We start from the raw sequence: 17,365 nt of genomic DNA, 5'->3' as shown, positions 1-17,365 counted from the left end.
CGTTGAAGGACCCGCGCCATGACTGATCACTCCCTCAAGAACAAAGTCGTGCTGATCGCCGGCGGGGTGAAAAACCTCGGTGGCCTGATTGCCCGCGATCTTGCCAGCCACGGTGCCAGGGCCGTGGCCGTGCACTACAACAGCGACGCCAGTCAGGCCGATGCCCAGAACACCCTGGAGGCGCTCAAGGCCCCGGGGGTCGACGCCCACGCCTGGCAGGCCGACCTGACCCGCGCCGGTGCGGTGGAGCGTCTGTTCAACGAGGTCAAGGCACGCTTCGGCAAGATCGACATCGCCATCAACACCGTGGGCAAAGTGCTGAAGAAACCCATCATCGAGATCAGCGAGGACGAGTACGACCAGATGTTCGCGGTCAATGCCAAGAGTGCGTTCTTCTTCATCAAGGAAGCCGGCAAGCACCTGGAGGACAACGGCAAGCTGGTGACCCTGGTGACGTCGCTGTTGGGGGCCTTCACTCCGTTCTATGCCGCCTACGGCGGTTCCAAGGCGCCGGTGGAACACTTCACCCGGGCCGCGGCCAAGGAGTTCGGCGCCCGGGGCATCTCGGTGACCGCTGTCGGACCGGGGCCCATGGACACGCCGTTCTTCTACCCCGCTGAAGGCGCCGACGCCGTGGCCTATCACAAGAGCGCGGCGGCCCTGTCGCCGTCGAGCAAGACCGGGCTCACCGATATCGAGGACGTGGTGCCGTTCATTCGCCATCTGGTGACCGAAGGCTGGTGGATCACCGGCCAGACCTTACTGATCAACGGCGGCTACACCACCAAGTAATCCTGGCGCCCACGGGGTAAATTGGCCTGCCGGGCCGCTGCATCGATTGCCTCGGACGATGCAGCGCTCCACCGCCGTCAGGCGTCCCCGAACCAGGATCGTTCATACGATGGATAAGCTTGAGCAATACCGCGTGTTCATCCAGGTGGCCGACATGGGCAGCTTCATCAAGGCCGCCCATGCCCTGGAGTTGCCACGGGCCACGGTTTCTTCCGCCGTGCAGCAACTGGAAACCGGCCTCGGCACGCGACTGCTGCACCGCACCACAAGGCATGTGCAACTGACAGCAGATGGCGCCATTTTGCTGGAGCGGGCGCGGCGCCTGCTGGCGGACGCGTCGGAACTCAACCAATTGTTCCACCATCGCCTGGTGGATGTCAGCGGGCGCTTGAATATCGACGTGCCCAGCCGCATTGCCCGGCGCCTGATCGTGCCCGCCCTGCCCCAGTGGCTGACGCAGTACCCCGACCTGCAACTGGCCCTGGGCGCCAGCGACCGCAGCATCGATCTGGTCCAGGAAGGCATCGACTGCGCGATCCGCGTCGGCAGCCTGGCGGACAGCAGCCTGATCGCCCGGCCCCTGGGGCAGTTGGCCATGATCAATTGCGCCAGCCCCGCCTATCTTTCCGAACACGGCGAACCCCACACCCCCCTGGATTTGCAGAACGGCCAATGGATGATCGGTTACGCCTCCCCGGACACCGGTCGCGAACAGCCCTGGGAGTACCTGCTGCAAGGGCGCGAACATCTTCTGGGCCTGCCCAGCCGGGTGATCGTCAACAACGTCGAGAACTACATCGCCTGCTGTCGCCAGGGCCTGGGGCTGATTCAGGTGCCACGTTTCGACGTGCAGCACCTGCTCGATCGCGGCGAGCTGGTGCAGGTGCTCAAGCAGTTGCCGGTGGCGCCGATGGACATCTGCGCCCTGTACCCCGACCGCCGCCATCGTTCGCGCCGGCTGAACGTGTTCATCGAATGGTTCGCCGAATTGATCGATCCGCATCTGCAGGCTTGATGCACACAAGGCAATCGTGAGATGAAAGCGCCTGCAACGGATTGAGATTCCCCGGACCATGAGCCACCTGCAGCTGTGCGCACCACAACTGGACGACTGGCAGGAACTGCTGGCGTTTGAACAAGAAAACCGCGCTTTTTTCGAAGCCTCGATCAATGCCCGCCCCGCGGCGTACTACTGCGCCGAAGGGGTTGCCGAGGCCATCGCCCAGGCGCAACAGGACGCCGCCGCGGATCGCGGCTATCAGTTTCTGATTCGACAGGATTCGCAACTGGTGGGGCGCATCAATCTGCACCGGGTGCAGCGCCCCTACTTCAATTGCGCCGAGCTGGGCTATCGCGTGGGCGCCCGATTCAATGGCCGGGGTATCGCCCGGGCGGCGGTGACGCAGGTGCTGCGACGGGCCTTCGGCGAGTTGCAGTTGAGCCGCATCGAAGCCAACGCCCGTCCGGAAAACCTCGGCTCGGTCAGGGTCCTGGAGGCGTCCGGATTCTCCTGCTACGGCCATTCACGCCGCAGCTTCCTGCTGCATGGACAGTGGTTCGACCGCTTGCACTACGAGTGCCATGCCCCCCTGCCGCGCTGAGCCCATCCGCGCCCACAGGCGCGGAGCCTAAACCGGCAGCACGCCACTCAGGTGGACAGTTGACTGGCGAACTGCCCCACCGCGTCCACCACTTTCTGGGCACCGTCCTGAATCTCGACGATCACCGTGCCGGCCTCCGCCGCCAGGGTCAGGCCCTGCTCGGCCTGCTGCCGCCCTTCGGCCATCAGCTCCACCGCTGAGCGGGCCATGTCCTGGTTGTGCCGGACCACGCCGACGATCTCGTCGGTGGCGTTGCTGGTCCGCGAGGCCAGTTGCCGGACCTCGTCGGCGACCACGGCGAAACCGCGCCCCTGCTCCCCGGCCCGGGCCGCCTCGATCGCCGCGTTGAGCGCCAGCAAATTGGTCTGTTCGGCAATCCCGCTGATGGTCTTGACGATGCTGCCAATCACCAGGGACTGCTCGTTCAGGGCTTCGATGCCGTCACCGGCCTCTTGCATGCACTTGGCCAGGTCACGCATCACGTCCAGGGTCTCGGTGACTACCGCCGAGCCGCGCTGGGCACTGGTATCGGTTTGCCGGGAGATGCTGTAGGCGATGTCGGCGGCCTCGGCCACCGAGCGTTCCTGGTTCACCTGATCGGTGATCAGGGTGGCGAACTTCACCACTTTGTACAGCTGGCCGTTGGCATCCAGCACCGGGTTGTAAGAGGCATCGAGCCACACCACCCGGCCCTGGCTGTCGATTCGCTTGAAGCGGTCGGCGACATATTCACCGGCGTTCAAGCGCGCCCAGAACGCCTGATACGACGGCCCTTCATATTCCTCGGGAGCACAGAAAAGACGGTGGTTCTGGCCCTGCACTTCATCGAGGCGGTAACCCATGCACGCCAGAAACCGCGGGTTGGCGGTCAACACCCGGCCTTGCAGGTCGAACTCGATCACCGCAGTGGAACGCAGCAACGCCGCCATCAGGTTTTCATGCTCGCAGGCGCTTTGCACCGCGGCCGTCTGGTCGGTGCAGATCAGCGAGTAGTGGTCCAGATGCCCGGCTGGGTCGTGGATCGGCTGGACACAGGCATGCAACCAGGCATCGCGGCCGTCGCCACGTTGCAAGCGCAATTGGCCGATGTAGCTTTCGTTGCGCCCCAGGGCCGCCCTGAAGGAGCGATACAGCTGCCCCGCCTGCGCATGACTCGACACGATCTGCTCCAGGGGATGCCCACAGAGCCGTTGCTCATCGAGGCCCAGGGTCCGTGTGAAGTTCTCGTTGACCCGACGGATCACCCCCTCGCTATCCAGTTCGATGCTGAGCACCTGGGTTTCCAGACAGGCCTTGAATTGCTGCAGAGCGCTCAGCTCATCGCTCAGGGAGGCAAGCTGTTGTTTCAGACGTTTATTGAACATGGACACACCGACAGACTAAGAGTGGATACAACGATCCCTAGCCATCGGCACCCTGTGACCTTTCTCCAAGCTGCCCCCGGAAGTTCAGAAACCTCCTAGCAGCTCTTCAGAAAACTCCTACAAACCCTCGGAGCCAGCGCACGCCGCTCCGAGAGCATCGAGCCCTGCCCCGCCTGCGGGGCCGTCCCCCTCAGCTCGACAGTTGATTGGCGAACTGCCCCACCGCACTCACCACCTTCTGCGCGCCGTCCTGGATCTCGACGATCACCGTACCGGCCTCCGCCGCCAGGGCCAGGCCCTGCTCAGCCTGCAACTTGCCTTCGGCCATCAGTTCCACGGCGTCACGGGCCATGTCCTGGTTCTGCCGAACCACGCCGACGATTTCCTCGGTGGCCTTGCTGGTCCGCGAAGCCAGTTGCCGGACCTCGTCGGCGACCACGGCGAAACCGCGCCCCTGCTCCCCGGCCCGGGCTGCCTCGATCGCCGCGTTGAGGGCCAGCAGGTTGGTCTGCTCGGCAATCCCGCTGATGGTCTTGACGATGCTGCCAATCACCAGGGACTGCTCGTTCAGGGCGCCAATGCCCTCGCCGGCGTCCTGCATGTGCCTGGCCAGATCGCGCATCACGTTCACCGCCTCGGTGACCACGGTGGTGCCACGCTGGGCACAGTTGTCGGTCTGCAACGAGGTGCTGTAGGCAATGTTGGCCGCTTCGGCCACGGCCAGTTCCTGATTCACCTGATCGGTGATCACGGTGGCGAACTTCACAATCTTGTAAAGCTTGTTGTTGGCGTCCAGCACCGGGTTGTAGGACGCCTCCAGCCAGACCGTGCGGCCATGGGCATCGATGCGCTTGAAACGGTCGGCGATGAATTCCCCGGCATTCAGGCGTTTCCAGAACGCCTGATAGGCCGCGCTGTTGTACTCCTCGGGCTCACAGAACATGCGGTGATGCTTGCCCTTGATCTGCGCCAGGCTGTAGCCCATGCCGGAGAGGAAGCGGTCATTGGCCGTCAGCACATGGCCATTGAGGTCGAACTCGATCAGTGCGGTGGAGCGCATCAGTGCACCGATCAGGTTCTCGTGCTCCCGGGAGGCCTCGATGGTGCGGGTCAGGTCGCTGGAGAAAATCGCGAAGTACTTGATCCGCCCCTCGGAATCGCGAACCGGCTGGGAGATCGAGCGCAGCCAGGCCTCCTCGCCGTTGCCCCGCAGCAGGCGCACCGCGCCGGCAAAGTGCTCGCCCCGGGCCAGGGTCGTCTTGAAGCGCTGGTGAAACTCGTCGTGCTTGACGTGGGCCGGAACGATGTCTTCCAGGGACCGCCCCAGCAGGTCGCCGCTCTTGTAGAGCATTTCCTGGGCGAAGTTGTGGTTGACCGATTGAATCCGTCCATCGGCGCTCAAATTGATCACGAGCATCTCGCTTTCAAGACTTTCCTTCACTTGCTGAAGGCTCGAGAGTTCTTCACGAAGAGCCGCCAGCTCTTGCTTCAAGCGTTTATTGAACATGGGGAGGCACCGGGAGGACATAAAAAAATAGGCTGCTGTGGGCCTAACATCGGCCCTGAAAGTTATTTCTTAATAGCAACCCGGAGTTGTCTGACAAAAATAATTCAACCACCGGCAAAGCCCCTGCCTGCGGGGCTTTGCCCGAAGATTTACCGGCGCTCTGGAGCGCGTATAGTCGGCATCGGGAAATCTCAGGCGATCGACGGAGTTGGACTATGGATGCATCACGCAAAGCGCTTTTTCAGCAGGAAGTAGCACGGGTTGGGCACCGTTTCGACGGCGAGATGCGCATTGGCGGCAACTATGTGCCGACGGTGCGCAATGGCGATGAGGTGTACGTCAGCGGACAGATCCCGCGGATCGACGACAAGGTGATGGTGGTCGGCCGGGTAGGCGCCGAAACCAGCCTGGAGCAGGCCCGCCACGGGGCACAGATCTGTACCCTGCGGGCCCTGGCGATCCTTGAGCAACTGCTCGGCGACCTGCAACGGATCCGGCGCATCCTGCGGATCAACGTCTACGTGCAGAGCGCGGCGGACTTTACCCAGCAGAGCGAGGTGGCGGACGGCGCCTCAGAGGTGCTCTATTCGATCTTCGCCGACGCCGGGGTGCACACGCGCACCTCGGTGGGGGTCTATCAATTACCGAAAAATGCCTCGGTGGAAGTCGACATGATCGTCGCCCTGCACCCTGAACCCGGCAACGACTGAAGGCCGCGCCAGCCTCTGATGGGTCAGCTGCCGTTGTTGCGGCACTGACCCATGACCTGGTACTCGATGGTCTTGAGCTGGCCGGCGGAGTCTTCGTAGGTCATGCGCGAAGGCACCACGTTGCAGGACTTGATCGGCGGGGTGACGCTGACCACCCTGGCGATATCCAGATCCATGCCGTAGCGGTAGTTCTGCACCACCGGCGCCGGCTTGCCCTGACTCGCCGCATAACGCTCCATGGCCTTCTGGTTCTCCACCATGGCCCGGGCAAAGGTGCGATCACCACCGCCTTCGGCCAGGGCCAGGGAAGAGAGGGACAGCAGCAGCGCGGCGATACTCAGGTTGAAAGCTTTCATGACAGTTTCCTCGTGCAGTGGACAGCGACGAGGATAAGCAACCGACCCTTTCACAATGATCACGGGCACATTACTTATCTGTAATGCGCCTGCCCGCATCGTCCCGGTGCGCCATCCAACGCCCGGTTCATCGGGGTTTCAGGGACGCTGCCGGCGCCTGTCGACGAGCCTTTCTTGCACAATTGTAATCAGCGGGTCACCGCGCCGTTATCTGCCGTTTGCAACTATCGACGGCGACTTTCAGGGCGTTACCACGCCTGTTGGTCGAGCCCAATAAGAACGCCTCTGGCGATATAAAAGTTGATAGCTGCCAACACTCAGGAGCGACCCCATGCGTATCAATCCCCCCTTGTCCCTGTCCGTGCTCGCCGCGGTACTGGGGCTTTGTCCCGTGGCCGCGGTGGCCGCCGAGGAACGCCCCGAAGGCTTTGTCGAAGGCAGCCGCCTCGACTTGCTGCTGCGCAATTACTACTTCAACCGCGATGATCGCAAAGGCCAGTCCAGCCCCACCGGCAACGGCTATTCCGAAGCCTGGGCCCAGGGCCTGATCGGCCAGTTCCAATCCGGTTTCACCCAGGGTACGGTCGGCTTCGGTATCGACGCCTTTGCCATGTATGGCCTCAAGCTCGACTCCGGCAGCGGGCGCAGCGGCGGCCGTGGCTCCTTCGGCATGCTGCCGGTGAACCACGACAACCAGCCCGCCGACGGCTACGGCAAGGCCGGCGGCGCGGTGAAACTGCGGGCCCTGGATACCGTGCTGAAAGTCGGCGACGTGTTCCCCAAGACCCCGGTGGTGCACTACGGCGATTCGCGCCTGCTGCCGGAAAGCTTTCGCGGGGTGACCCTGGAAAACACCAGCCTCAACGGTCTCAACCTGCAAGGCGGGCGCCTGCACGCCATGAGCCAACCCGATAGCAGCGGCATGCGCGACGGCTTCGCCACCTTCTACGCCGGCAAGGTCGACTCACCCTGGGTCGGCTACTTCGGTGGCGATTACAAGCTCAACCCCAACCTCAGTTTCAGCCTCTACAGCAGCCGCCTGAAAGACGCCTGGGACCAGTACTACTTCGGCACGGCGGTGAACTACCCGGTGTCCGACGACCTGACCCTGTTCAGCGGCTTCAACTACTACAAGGCCGTGGACGAGGGCAAGAAACTGCTGGGCGAGTTCGACAACAACATCTGGAGCGCCAAGGTCGGCGCCACCTACGGCGCCCACACCCTGGCCCTGTCGCACCAGCGCAACAACGGCAATGACGACTTCGACTACCTGCGCCAGTCGGACTCGATCTTTCTCGACAACTCGATCCAGTACAGCGACTTCAACTCGCCCAAGGAACGCTCGTGGATGGTCCGCTACGACCTCGACATGCAGACCTTCGGCATTCCCGGGCTGTCCTTCATGACCCGTTACGCCCGCGGTAGCGACGCCGACTACAGCCACGCCAACTCGGTGTACATGCGCCGCGACGCGGCGGGTGATCCGCTGACGGATCAACGTCGCTGGGAACGGGACATCGAAGCCAAGTACGTGTTCCAGGACGGCACGCTCAAGGACCTGTCCCTGCGCATCCGCCAGGCGACCATCCGTTCCAGCCAGTTCGAATCCGACCTGGAGGAATTCCGGCTGATCGTCGAGTACCCGCTGGCCCTGCTCTAGAGCGTCTAGCCGGGCAGGTTACGGCCTGCCCGGTGTTAAAACTTCTTCACAGACTCGCGCCTTTCAGAACTGTAATATCGGCCTCACCTTCTCGTTAGGTTGGCCTCCCTATACTCCCGGACACACTCAGATCCGCCGGACTTTTCCCGGCCCGAGAGCTTGTCAGGAGTCCATCCATGCGCCCAACCCAATTGTTGTTGATCGGCCTTCTGGCCGGCACCAGCTTCACCACCTTGGCCGACGACGGCAGCGAACGGTCGCAGCAAATGCGTGACGCCTTCCTGGCCAGCCAGGAACAGATTCACGGCGACGCCAACCAGCAAACCGCGGCCACGGGCGACACCGGCACAGCCCCTCGCGATGCTTCCACACCAGCGGCCGAGGAAGATATTTAACGGCCCCTGCCAACCGAGCACATTCATCTCTTGAAGCGTTTTTTGGATGCTCCTTTGGAAAGAGATGAATTTTTAGCGTCCCATACGGGGCGCTTTTTTTTGCCCGCCCATTGAGCAGCGTCCTGCTGGAACCGGCTTGCTGGCGACGACATCCTCAAGAACGCCTTCGCCGGCAAGCCGGCTCCTACAGGAATGAGTCCGATGCACTTGTCCTACGTGGGAGCTGGCTTGCCAGCGAAGACGTCCTCAAGATCGCCTTCGCCGGCAAGCCGGCTCCTACAGGAATGGGTCCGATGCACTTGCCCTACGTGGGCGCTGGCTGGACGGTGAAGACATCCTCAAGATCGCCTTCGCCGGCAAGCCGGCTCCTACAGGAATGGGTCCGATGCACTTGCCCTACGTGGGCGCTGGCTGGACGGTGAAGACATCCTCAAGATCGCCTTCGCCGGCAAGCCGGCTCCTACAGGAATGGGTCCGATGCACTTGCCCTCCGTGGGCGTTGGCTGGACGGTGAAGACATCCTCAAGATCGACTTCGCCGGCAAGCCGGCTCCTACAGGAATGGGTCCGATGGACCTGCCCTCCGTAGGAGCTGGCTTGCCAGCGAAGACGCTCGCAAGCGCACCATCACTCAGCCTACGGAGGAGGGGGCTAATCCTGCTCCTTGCGGTGAGCCCATTGGTACAGCGCAGGCAACACCAGCAAGGTGAGGATGGTGGACGACAGGATGCCGCCAATCACTACGGTCGCCAGGGGCCGTTGCACTTCGGCGCCGGTGCCGGTGGCCAGGGCCATGGGGATGAAGCCCAGTGACGCCACCAGGGCAGTCATCAGCACCGGGCGTAAACGGGTCAGGGCACCTTCGTGAATGGCCGTGGACAAGGTGCGCCCTTCCTCGCGCAGGTTGCGGATAAAGGCAATCATCACCAGGCCGTTGAGCACCGCGACACCCGACAGGGCGATGAACCCGACGCCCGCCGAGATCGACAACGGAATGTCTCGCAGCCACAGGGCCATGATCCCGCCGGTCAGGGCAAAGGGAATGCCGGTGAACACCAGCAGGCCGTCCTTGAGGTTGTTGAACATCATGAACAACAGGCCGAACACCAGCAGCAGCGCCACCGGCACCACCACTTGCAGGCGCTGGGAAGCCTCCTGCAACTGCTCGAACTGGCCGCCCCAGGTGGTCCAGTATCCCGCGGGCACCTTGACCTTGCCGGCAATCAAGGCCGTGGCTTCCTCGACGAAGGAGCCGATGTCGCGGCCGCGCACGTTGGCGCTGACGATCACCAGGCGCTTGCCGTTCTCGCGGCTGACCTGGTTGGGGCCCAGGACCAGGTCGAGGCTGGCCACTTCCGACAGGGCGATAAAACCGATCTGCCCGTTGCCCGTACTCGTGCTCGCCGGTATCGGGATCAGCAGCCGCGACAGGCCGTCGATGTCGGTACGCAGTTGATCCGACAGACGCACCACCATGTCGAAACGCCGGTCGCCTTGGTACAGGGTGCCGGCCTGACGCCCGCCCACCGCCACGGCGATGGTGTCTTGCACATCGCCCACGTTCAGGCCGAAACGCGCGGCCTTGTCGCGGTCGATATTGATGGTCAGTACCGGCAACCCCGAGGTCTGTTCCACCTTGACTTCCGAGGCTCCGGACAAGCCTTGCAACGCCGCGGCGATGTCATTGGCGGTCTTGTTCAGCACGTTCATGTCGTCGCCGAACACCTTGACCGCGACATCGCTGCGCACTCCGGAAATCAGCTCGTTGAAGCGCAGCTGGATCGGCTGCGACAGCTCGTAGGCACTGCCCGGCACCCGAGCACTGGCGCGCTGGATATCGGCGATCAGGGCCTCGCGGGACTTGCCCGGATCGGGCCACTGGGCCTTGGGCTTGAGCATCACGTAGCTGTCGGAAATGTTCGGCGGCATCGGGTCCGAGGCGATCTCCGCGGTGCCGGTACGGGCAAACACTCGCTCGATCTCCGGCACCTGCGCCAGCAGGGTCTTCTCCAGGCGCTGCTGCAGGTCCACCGATTGCGTGAGGCTGGTGCCGGGCACCCGCAGGGCCTGCTGGGCGAAGTCGCCTTCGCTGAGGCTGGGGATGAATTCGCTGCCCATGCGACTGGCCAGCACAGCGCTGCCCAGCAAGATCGCCGCGGCCAGGGCGAAGGTCGCCGCACGATGGCCCATGACCCAGTCCAGCACCGGTGCGTAGCCCCGCTTGGCGCTGCGCACCAGCAGGTTTTCCTCTTCCTTGACCTTGCCGGTGACGAACAGCGCGATGGCCGCCGGGACGAAGGTCACCGACAGGATCATCGCCCCCAGCAAGGCCATGACCACGGTGAAGGCCATGGGATGGAACATCTTCCCGGCCACCCCGGTCAGGGCAAAGATCGGCAGGTACACCACCATGATGATCAGCTGGCCGAAGATCAGTGCACGCCGCGCCTCCTTGGCCGCGGCAAAAACTTCGTGCAGGCGTTCGGAGCGAGTCAGCATGCGTCCGTGGTGCTGCTGGGCATGGGCCAGGCGGCGGATGGCGTTCTCCACGATCACCACCGCGCCGTCGACGATGATGCCAAAATCCAGGGCGCCGAGGCTCATCAGGTTGGCGCTGACCTTGTTGCTGAACATGCCGGTGAAGGTGAACAGCATCGACAGCGGAATCACCAGGGCGGTGATCAGCGCCGCGCGGATATTGCCCAGGAACAGGAACAGAATCACGATCACCAGCAGCGCGCCTTCGAAGAGGTTCTTCTTCACCGTGGCGATGGCTTTTTCCACCAGGTTGGTGCGGTCGTAGACCGTGACCGCCACCACCCCTTCAGGCAGCGAGCGGTTGATCTCTTCGAGTTTTTTCGCCACCGCCTGGGACACGCTGCGGCTGTTCTCGCCAATCAGCATGAACACCGTGCCCAGCACCACCTCGCGACCGTTTTCGGTGGCGGCGCCGGTGCGCAGTTCGCGGCCGATCTGCACCTGGGCGACGTTGCGCACGCGGATCGGCGTGCCGTCGCTGCTGCTGATGACGATGTTGGCGATGTCCTCGATGGACGCCAGTTGCCCCGGCGCGCGAATCAGCAACTGTTCGCCGCTGCGCTCGATGTAGCCGGCGCCAACGTTGGCGTTGTTGCGCTCCAGGGCCGTTACCAGATCATTCAGGGTCAGCCGGTAAGCCGCCAGGCGCTTGGGGTCCGGGGCGATCTGGTACTCCTTGGCGAAGCCACCGATGGTGTTGATCTCGGCCACGCCCTGCACGTTGCGCAACTGCGGCTTGATGATCCAGTCCTGGATCACCCGCAGGTCGGTCGGGGTGTAGGGCGTGCCGTCTTCCTTGCGCGCGCCCTCCTCGGCCTCCACGGTCCACAGGAAGATTTCCCCGAGGCCGGTGGAGATCGGCCCCATCACCGCCTCCACGCCTTGAGGCAATTGCTCGCGCGCCACCTGCAGTCGCTCGTTGACCAGTTGCCGGGCGAAGAACAGGTCGGTGCCGTCCTTGAAGATCACCGTCACCTGGGACAGGCCCGAACGCGACAGCGAACGGCTCTGCTGCAAACCCGGCAGGCCGGCCATGGCGGTTTCGATGGGAAAGGTGATGCGCTGCTCGGTTTCCAGGGGCGAAAAGCCCGGCGCCGCCGAGTTGATCTGCACCTGGACGTTGGTGATATCGGGCACCGCGTCGATCGGCAGTTTCTGGTAGCTGGCGATGCCGACGCCGGCCATCAGCAACACCGCCAGAAGAACGATGATGCGTTGCTCGATGGCAAATTGAATGATGCGTTCAAACATGGGAAAGCACTCTCAGCTGTGACCGATCAATGGCCGTGGTCGGCCGTGCCTTTGCCCAGTTCGGACTTGAGGGTGAAACTGCCGCGGGTGGCCACCTGGGCTCCGGCCGCCAGCCCTTCGCGGACCTCGACGAAACCGTCATCGGCGGCACCGGTGACCACCGGCGTGGCCTGGAAGCCCTCGGCCACCCGGACAAACACCGACGGCCGGTCTTCCACGGTCTGGATCGCACTCTGCGGCACGCTGACCGGCGCCTCGAAGGCTTCGGTGGCCACCTGCACCGCAACGAACAGCCCCGGGCGCCAGGCGTCATTCGGGTTGGCCAGGGTCACCCGCACCGTGGCGGTCCGGGTCTGCTCGCCCAGCAGGCTGCCGACGTAAGCCACCTGGCCCTGGACCTGGGTCCCCAGTTCGCTGGAGCTGACACTCACGGGCTGGCCGACCCGGACCTTGCCCAGGTCCTTGGGGAACACACCGAAAGTGGCCCAGACCCGGGACAGGTCCGAGAGGGTGAAGGCCGCACTGTTCTCGCTCACCACCTCGCCGACGCTGAGGTGCTTTTCCACCACCACGCCATCAAAGGGCGCGCGCATTTCATAGCGGTTGCCCCCCGCCAACTGGGCGCTGCCACTCAGGGCATTCATCTTCTGTCGGGCATTGTCGAGGGCGATTTGTGCTTCTTGCAGGTTCTGGCGGGCCAGCAGGTAATCCTGTTCGGCGGAGATCTGATCGATCCACAACTGCCGCTCGCGCTCGAAGGTGGTACGGGCCAACTCCACCCGCCGTCCGGCGGCCGCCAGCTCGCTGCGCTGGTCGGACACCTGCGGGCTGGCGATCACCGCCAGCAGCTCGCCGCGCTTGACCGACTGCCCCAGATTGACCTGCACCGACTCCACGACCCCGGCGGCCCGGGGCACGATGTGCGAGGTGCGATCCTCGTCGAAGCGGATTTCCCCCGGCAGGCTCAGCACTCGCTTGAGCTGCCGCGGACCGGCCTCGGCCAGTTCGATCCCGGCGGCCTGGATCTGCTCGGCGCTGAGTTCCAGGTGACCTTCGGGCTCCTCGGCGCCGTGCCCGACCGGTTCGGCGACATCCGTCCGCTTGGCATCGGCAGGCGCCCCGGGGGCGGACAGGCCCGGCAACAGCAGGGCCGCCGCTCCCAGGCCAACCACCGCGGTCATGACCATTATCAGGCTGCGTTTTTTATCCATGGGTACTCCTGAGAATCGAGGTTCGGCAGCGCGCGAAGCGCCTTACGAGGTAGGCGAAAAGAAAAAGTCGTCGAGGGCCCGATGCCATTCATGAACACACCAGTGCCGGGGCGGCTCCTCGGGTGGCGTCCCAGGCCCGGCACTGCAATCGCTGATTAGCAGGGCAAGCAGGCAGACCAGGCCCCGCAGCCCGGCTTTCACCAGCGGCTGAGGTCGCCGTAGATGCGCTCGATCCGCACCCAGGCATCGGTGGTTTGCGCCACGGCGGCGAGGTACTGGCTACGGGCGCCGATCAGCGTGCGCTGGGCGTCCAGTACTTCGAGGAAACTGAACTTGCCCATCTCGAAGCCCCGGGTGGCACTGTCCACCGCGCGCTGGGCGGCGGGCAGGATGGTCTGGTTGAAGGCCTGCACTTCGCCCCTGGCGGTGCTCCATTGCTCCAGGGCCTGGCGGGTTTCACTGCGCAGGCGCAGCTCCGTGGCGTTGCGCAGGTCCCGGGCCTGATCGGCGCGGCGCGCGGCGGATAGCAGATTGCCCTGGTTGCGGTTGAACAGCGGCAACGGCATGGACAGGCCCAGCAGATTGACCCGCTCACGGGCGCTGGCGTCGTACTGGCTGCCGATGCTGACGTCCAGATCGGGAATCCGCTGGGCCTTCTCCAGCCCCAGGGATGCCTCGCGCTGAACGATTTCCTGCTCCGCCAGGCGCAACTCCGCCGTCTCCGGCAAGCGACTCAACAACTGCGCCGAGGCCGGCAGCGAGGTCAGCGCCCGGGACGGCTCCTGCACCGCCGAGAAGTCCGTGGCGGCGCTGCCGGTGATCCTGGCCAGTTGCTGATAGGCAATGTCTTGCTCCATCTGTCCACGGCTGAGCTCCAGACGAACCTCGGCCAGTTGCACCTGGGCCCGGGTGGCTTCCACCGGCGAAGCCTTGCCGGCATTGACCCGCCCCTGGGCCACGTTCACCCCGCGTTCGGCCAGGGCCAGCGAGCGCCCGGCCAGTTGCGTGCGCTCCTGGGCCTGCAACGCGGCGTAGTAAGCCTGTAGAACATCGGCCCGCAGCTGATTGCCGCGTCGCTCCAGCTCCAGGGCGGCCAGTTCCTGGCCACGACTGGCCACCTCCACCCGGGCGCCACGCTTGCCCCCCAGTTCCAGCGCCTGGCTGAGCTTGACCGAGGTGGTGCGCGAATTCCTGCGGGTGTCCTCGGCGTCCACCGAGAGCACCGGGTTGGGCAGCAACCCGGCCTGTTGCCGGGCGCCCTGGGCGATGTCGATCTCCCAGCGTGCGGCGGCCAGTTCGGGGTTGTTGGCCACGGCCTTGGCCAGGGCACTGTCCAGGCTCAGGACGGAGGCTTGGGCAACGCTCAGCGGCGCGGCCGCCAGGACCAGCCACAGCAGCAAGCGGCAGGTCGGCGCAGCCCGGGCGGGTGTTCTCGGGAAAGTCGGCATAACAGGTTCCGGCCCCTGGTGAGGCAAAGTTTCTGCAAAGCGGCGCGGAACATATCGCGGGATATACAAAGAGGGCCCCGGTCGATATGAAACTGCAACACTGCGCCCATTGGCAGAATGAGTTTCAAGTTCAACCCAGGGTAACTTTCAGCGGTTATCAGCAGAGTGGCGCAAAGATTACAAATCCGTTAGCCAAGGCTCTGGCTCAAGGTTCTGTATTAATATCCGGGCATTGAAAGCAAGTGCAGCGCACGCTTTAAAGCGATCCCCCATCAACTTGCAGATCGTTCAAAGTGCATATGACCGAGCACACTCGCCGCGCATCTTCAGCGCCGCTTTCAACAACTTTCCTTACTGCCCGTTATCCACCGAGAACTTCACTCGCATGCGCATCCTGGTTATCGAAGACGAACTCAAAACCGCCGAGTACCTGCATCAGGGACTGACCGAAAGCGGTTATGTGGTGGATTGCGCCAATACCGGCGCGGATGGCCTGCACCTGACCCGTCAGCACGCCTATGACCTGGTGATTCTCGACGTCAACCTGCCGCAGATCGACGGCTGGGGAGTGCTGTCCCAGATCCGCCAGAACAGCAGCACCCGGGTCATGATGCTGACCGCCCAGGGCCGACTGGCGGACAAGATTCGCGGCCTGGATCTGGGCGCCGATGATTACCTGGTCAAGCCGTTCGAGTTTCCCGAGTTGCTGGCCCGGGTCCGCACCCTGATGCGCCGCAGCGAACAGAAACCGGTGCCGGATGTGTTGCGCGTTGCCGACCTGGAACTGGATCAGAGCCGCCACCGGGCCTTTCGCGGCAAACAGCGCATCGACCTGACCACCAAGGAGTTCGCCCTGCTGCACCTGCTGATGCGCCAGAGCGGAGTGGTGCTGTCGCGAACCCAGATCATCTCCTTTGTCTGGGACATGAACTTCGATTGCGACACCAATGTGGTGGAAGTCTCGATCCGCCGCCTGCGGGCGAAGATCGACGATCCGTTCGAACGCAAGCTGATCCACACGTTGCGCGGCGTGGGTTACGTCCTCGAAGAACGCGACTGAGGCGCGAGGCCGGGTTCGCGGGGGCGCCAGCTCCTGGGCGCGCGCTGCTCCTTCAATGTTCATGCACCTGCTGGTGAAACCCCACCTGCTCCACCTGCAGGGTGACGTGGGCAATCTCGAAGCGCTCCTGCAGCAGCTCGGTGACCTCGGCCAGGATCGCCTGCTCGTCGCGCCCCTGCAGGTGCGCCACCAGATGCGCGCTGAGCACGTTCTTGCCGCTGGTCAGGGCCCAGATGTGCAGGTCATGCACGTCGCCGATCCCGGGCACGCCGCGAATGGCCTGCTCCACCAGCTCGATGTCGATCCCGTCCGGCACCCCTTGCAGCAGCACGTTCATGCTCTCCCTGAGCAGGGTCCAGGTCCTTGGCAGCACCCAGAAGCCGATGGCCGCCGCCACCAGGGAGTCGACCCAGCCCCAGCCGGTGAACATGATCACCAGGGCCGCGCCAATCACCCCCAATGAACCGAGCATGTCACTCCACACTTCTAGGTACGCGCCCTTGACGTTGAGGCTCTGGCTGCTGGCCGAGGCCAGCAGGCCCATGGCGATCAAATTGACGATCAACCCCAGCACGGCGATCACCAGCATCCCCGTGGACTGGATCGCGGCCGGAGCCTGCAAGCGTTGCCAGGCCTCGAACAGGATGTAGAACGCCACCACGAACAGCAGCAGGGCATTGAAGGCCGCCGCGAGGATTTCGAAACGCGCGTAGCCGAACGTGCGCTTGCGGTCCGCCGGGCGCTTGGCCACCTGGATCGCCACCAGGGAGATGGCCAGGGCCAGGGTGTCGGTGAGCATGTGCGCGGCATCCGAGAGCAACGCCAGGCTGCCGGTGACAAAGGCGCCGATGACTTCGGCGAGCATGAAGCTGCCGGTCAGCCCCAGGGCCATCCACAACTTGCGTTCATGCCCGGCCCGCGCCTGGCCGTGTTGGTGTCCTGCACCCATGGAACATGCTCCTGTGGCTGAAAAGCGTCGGCCTGATGATAGTTCGATTGTCCGAGGGATCGCGGCTGGATAAGCGAATTGTCATCTTGCGCTCATCTGCCGGACATCAGTGGGCGGCCGTACCGAGCGAACCAGGCGCCGCACCCGAAGCCCGGGCCCGCGGCCACCCTCTTCTGCATCGACGGCGGCGCTGTAGAATGCCCGCTCCACTCTCAGCGCGAAGGGACCGTCATGCATCATCAGCCCTGGATCTTCGGCCTCGCTGTGGCTCTGCTGCTCGGGGTTGGCGGCGGATCGCCTGCCGCCCGGGTGCGGATTTCGGAGCACCGTGACCGGCCGTTTCGGTTGATCGTGACCGGTCATTTCGCTAACGCGTGACCGCTCATTTCGGTAGCAACGTGACCGATTTTCCGCCTGTTCCGAAACAGGTGGTCACGGCTTACCGAAATCGCCGGTCACGACTTAGCGAAAGCCTTCCCCTTCGTTGCGCATGACCTGATGCGCCGCCATCCTCGACCGATTTC

12 protein-coding genes and 4 pseudogenes are annotated in these 17,365 nt (G+C 63.9%); 7 read left to right on the top strand and 9 right to left on the bottom strand.

Features of this window, described 5'->3' with window-relative positions; all coding sequences use genetic code 11:
- Positions 1–18 precede the first annotated feature (18 nt).
- The 3 genes from BLV47_RS04075 (at position 19) to BLV47_RS04065 (ending at position 2,393) form a co-directional block, all read left to right on the top strand.
- Positions 19–792: an SDR family oxidoreductase gene (locus BLV47_RS04075; RefSeq protein ID WP_092310180.1), complete on the top strand. Its 774-nt coding sequence runs from the start codon at positions 19–21 to the stop codon at positions 790–792.
- Positions 793–901: 109 nt separating this feature from the next.
- Positions 902–1,807, top strand: coding sequence for a LysR family transcriptional regulator (locus BLV47_RS04070; protein WP_092310177.1), 906 nt, complete (start codon positions 902–904; stop codon positions 1,805–1,807).
- Between the two features lie 58 nt (positions 1,808–1,865).
- Positions 1,866–2,393, top strand: a complete 528-nt coding sequence (locus BLV47_RS04065) for a GNAT family N-acetyltransferase (RefSeq protein WP_092310174.1) — start codon at positions 1,866–1,868, stop codon at positions 2,391–2,393.
- Between the two features lie 47 nt (positions 2,394–2,440).
- Here the strand turns inward: BLV47_RS04065 and BLV47_RS36885 are convergent.
- From BLV47_RS36885 to BLV47_RS36870, 4 pseudogenes are all read right to left on the bottom strand, one after another.
- Positions 2,441–2,875, bottom strand: a pseudogene (locus BLV47_RS36885) (methyl-accepting chemotaxis protein); the annotation flags it as partial.
- Positions 2,876–2,983: 108 nt separating this feature from the next.
- Positions 2,984–3,757: pseudogene (locus BLV47_RS36880) on the bottom strand (PAS domain-containing protein); the annotation flags it as partial.
- A gap of 190 nt (positions 3,758–3,947) precedes the next feature.
- Positions 3,948–4,379: pseudogene (locus tag BLV47_RS36875) on the bottom strand (methyl-accepting chemotaxis protein); the annotation flags it as partial.
- A 114-nt stretch (positions 4,380–4,493) separates the two neighbouring features.
- Positions 4,494–5,264 (bottom strand): annotated as a pseudogene (locus BLV47_RS36870) (PAS domain-containing protein); the annotation flags it as partial.
- 215 nt (positions 5,265–5,479) lie between these two features.
- Between BLV47_RS36870 and BLV47_RS04050 the strand changes: the two are divergent.
- On the top strand, positions 5,480–5,974 hold the full coding sequence (locus tag BLV47_RS04050) for a RidA family protein (protein WP_092310165.1): 495 nt from the start codon (positions 5,480–5,482) through the stop codon (positions 5,972–5,974).
- Positions 5,975–5,997: 23 nt separating this feature from the next.
- On the opposite strand, the gene BLV47_RS04045 is transcribed toward BLV47_RS04050, so the two are convergent.
- On the bottom strand, positions 5,998–6,330 hold the full coding sequence (locus BLV47_RS04045) for a DUF2790 domain-containing protein (RefSeq protein WP_092310162.1): 333 nt from the start codon (positions 6,328–6,330) through the stop codon (positions 5,998–6,000).
- A 331-nt stretch (positions 6,331–6,661) separates the two neighbouring features.
- Between BLV47_RS04045 and BLV47_RS04040 the strand changes: the two genes are divergently transcribed.
- Entirely contained in the window at positions 6,662–7,990 is a 1,329-nt protein-coding gene (locus tag BLV47_RS04040) for an OprD family porin (RefSeq protein ID WP_092310159.1), read from the top strand.
- A gap of 176 nt (positions 7,991–8,166) precedes the next feature.
- The gene (locus BLV47_RS04035; protein WP_092310156.1) at positions 8,167–8,385 is read left to right on the top strand and encodes a hypothetical protein; all 219 of its coding nucleotides are present in this window, start codon (positions 8,167–8,169) and stop codon (positions 8,383–8,385) included.
- A 650-nt stretch (positions 8,386–9,035) separates the two neighbouring features.
- Here the strand turns inward: BLV47_RS04035 and BLV47_RS04030 are convergent.
- From BLV47_RS04030 to BLV47_RS04020, 3 genes are all read right to left on the bottom strand, one after another.
- The gene (locus BLV47_RS04030) at positions 9,036–12,173 is read right to left on the bottom strand and encodes a CusA/CzcA family heavy metal efflux RND transporter (protein WP_092310153.1); all 3,138 of its coding nucleotides are present in this window, start codon (positions 12,171–12,173) and stop codon (positions 9,036–9,038) included.
- 26 nt (positions 12,174–12,199) lie between these two features.
- On the bottom strand, positions 12,200–13,384 hold the full coding sequence (locus BLV47_RS04025; RefSeq protein WP_092310150.1) for an efflux RND transporter periplasmic adaptor subunit: 1,185 nt from the start codon (positions 13,382–13,384) through the stop codon (positions 12,200–12,202).
- A 197-nt stretch (positions 13,385–13,581) separates the two neighbouring features.
- Positions 13,582–14,832 carry a TolC family protein gene (locus BLV47_RS04020; RefSeq protein ID WP_092310147.1) on the bottom strand — a complete coding sequence of 417 codons (1,251 nt, stop codon included), beginning with the start codon at positions 14,830–14,832 and terminating at the stop codon, positions 13,582–13,584.
- A gap of 385 nt (positions 14,833–15,217) precedes the next feature.
- Between BLV47_RS04020 and BLV47_RS04015 the strand changes: the two genes are divergently transcribed.
- Positions 15,218–15,892 (top strand): heavy metal response regulator transcription factor, encoded by a 675-nt coding sequence (locus BLV47_RS04015; protein WP_092310144.1) that lies wholly within the window; start codon positions 15,218–15,220, stop codon positions 15,890–15,892.
- A gap of 52 nt (positions 15,893–15,944) precedes the next feature.
- Here the strand turns inward: BLV47_RS04015 and BLV47_RS04010 are convergent, their stop codons facing one another.
- Positions 15,945–16,841 carry a cation diffusion facilitator family transporter gene (locus BLV47_RS04010; protein WP_092310141.1) on the bottom strand — a complete coding sequence of 299 codons (897 nt, stop codon included), beginning with the start codon at positions 16,839–16,841 and terminating at the stop codon, positions 15,945–15,947.
- Between the last annotated feature and the right edge of the window lie 524 nt (positions 16,842–17,365).

The sequence above is a fragment of the Pseudomonas saponiphila genome, from assembly GCF_900105185.1.
GTDB classification, from domain to species: domain Bacteria; phylum Pseudomonadota; class Gammaproteobacteria; order Pseudomonadales; family Pseudomonadaceae; genus Aquipseudomonas; species Aquipseudomonas saponiphila.
The sequence above is the reverse complement of the archived record's forward strand: the minus strand, read 5'-3'. Positions and strand labels throughout refer to the sequence as shown.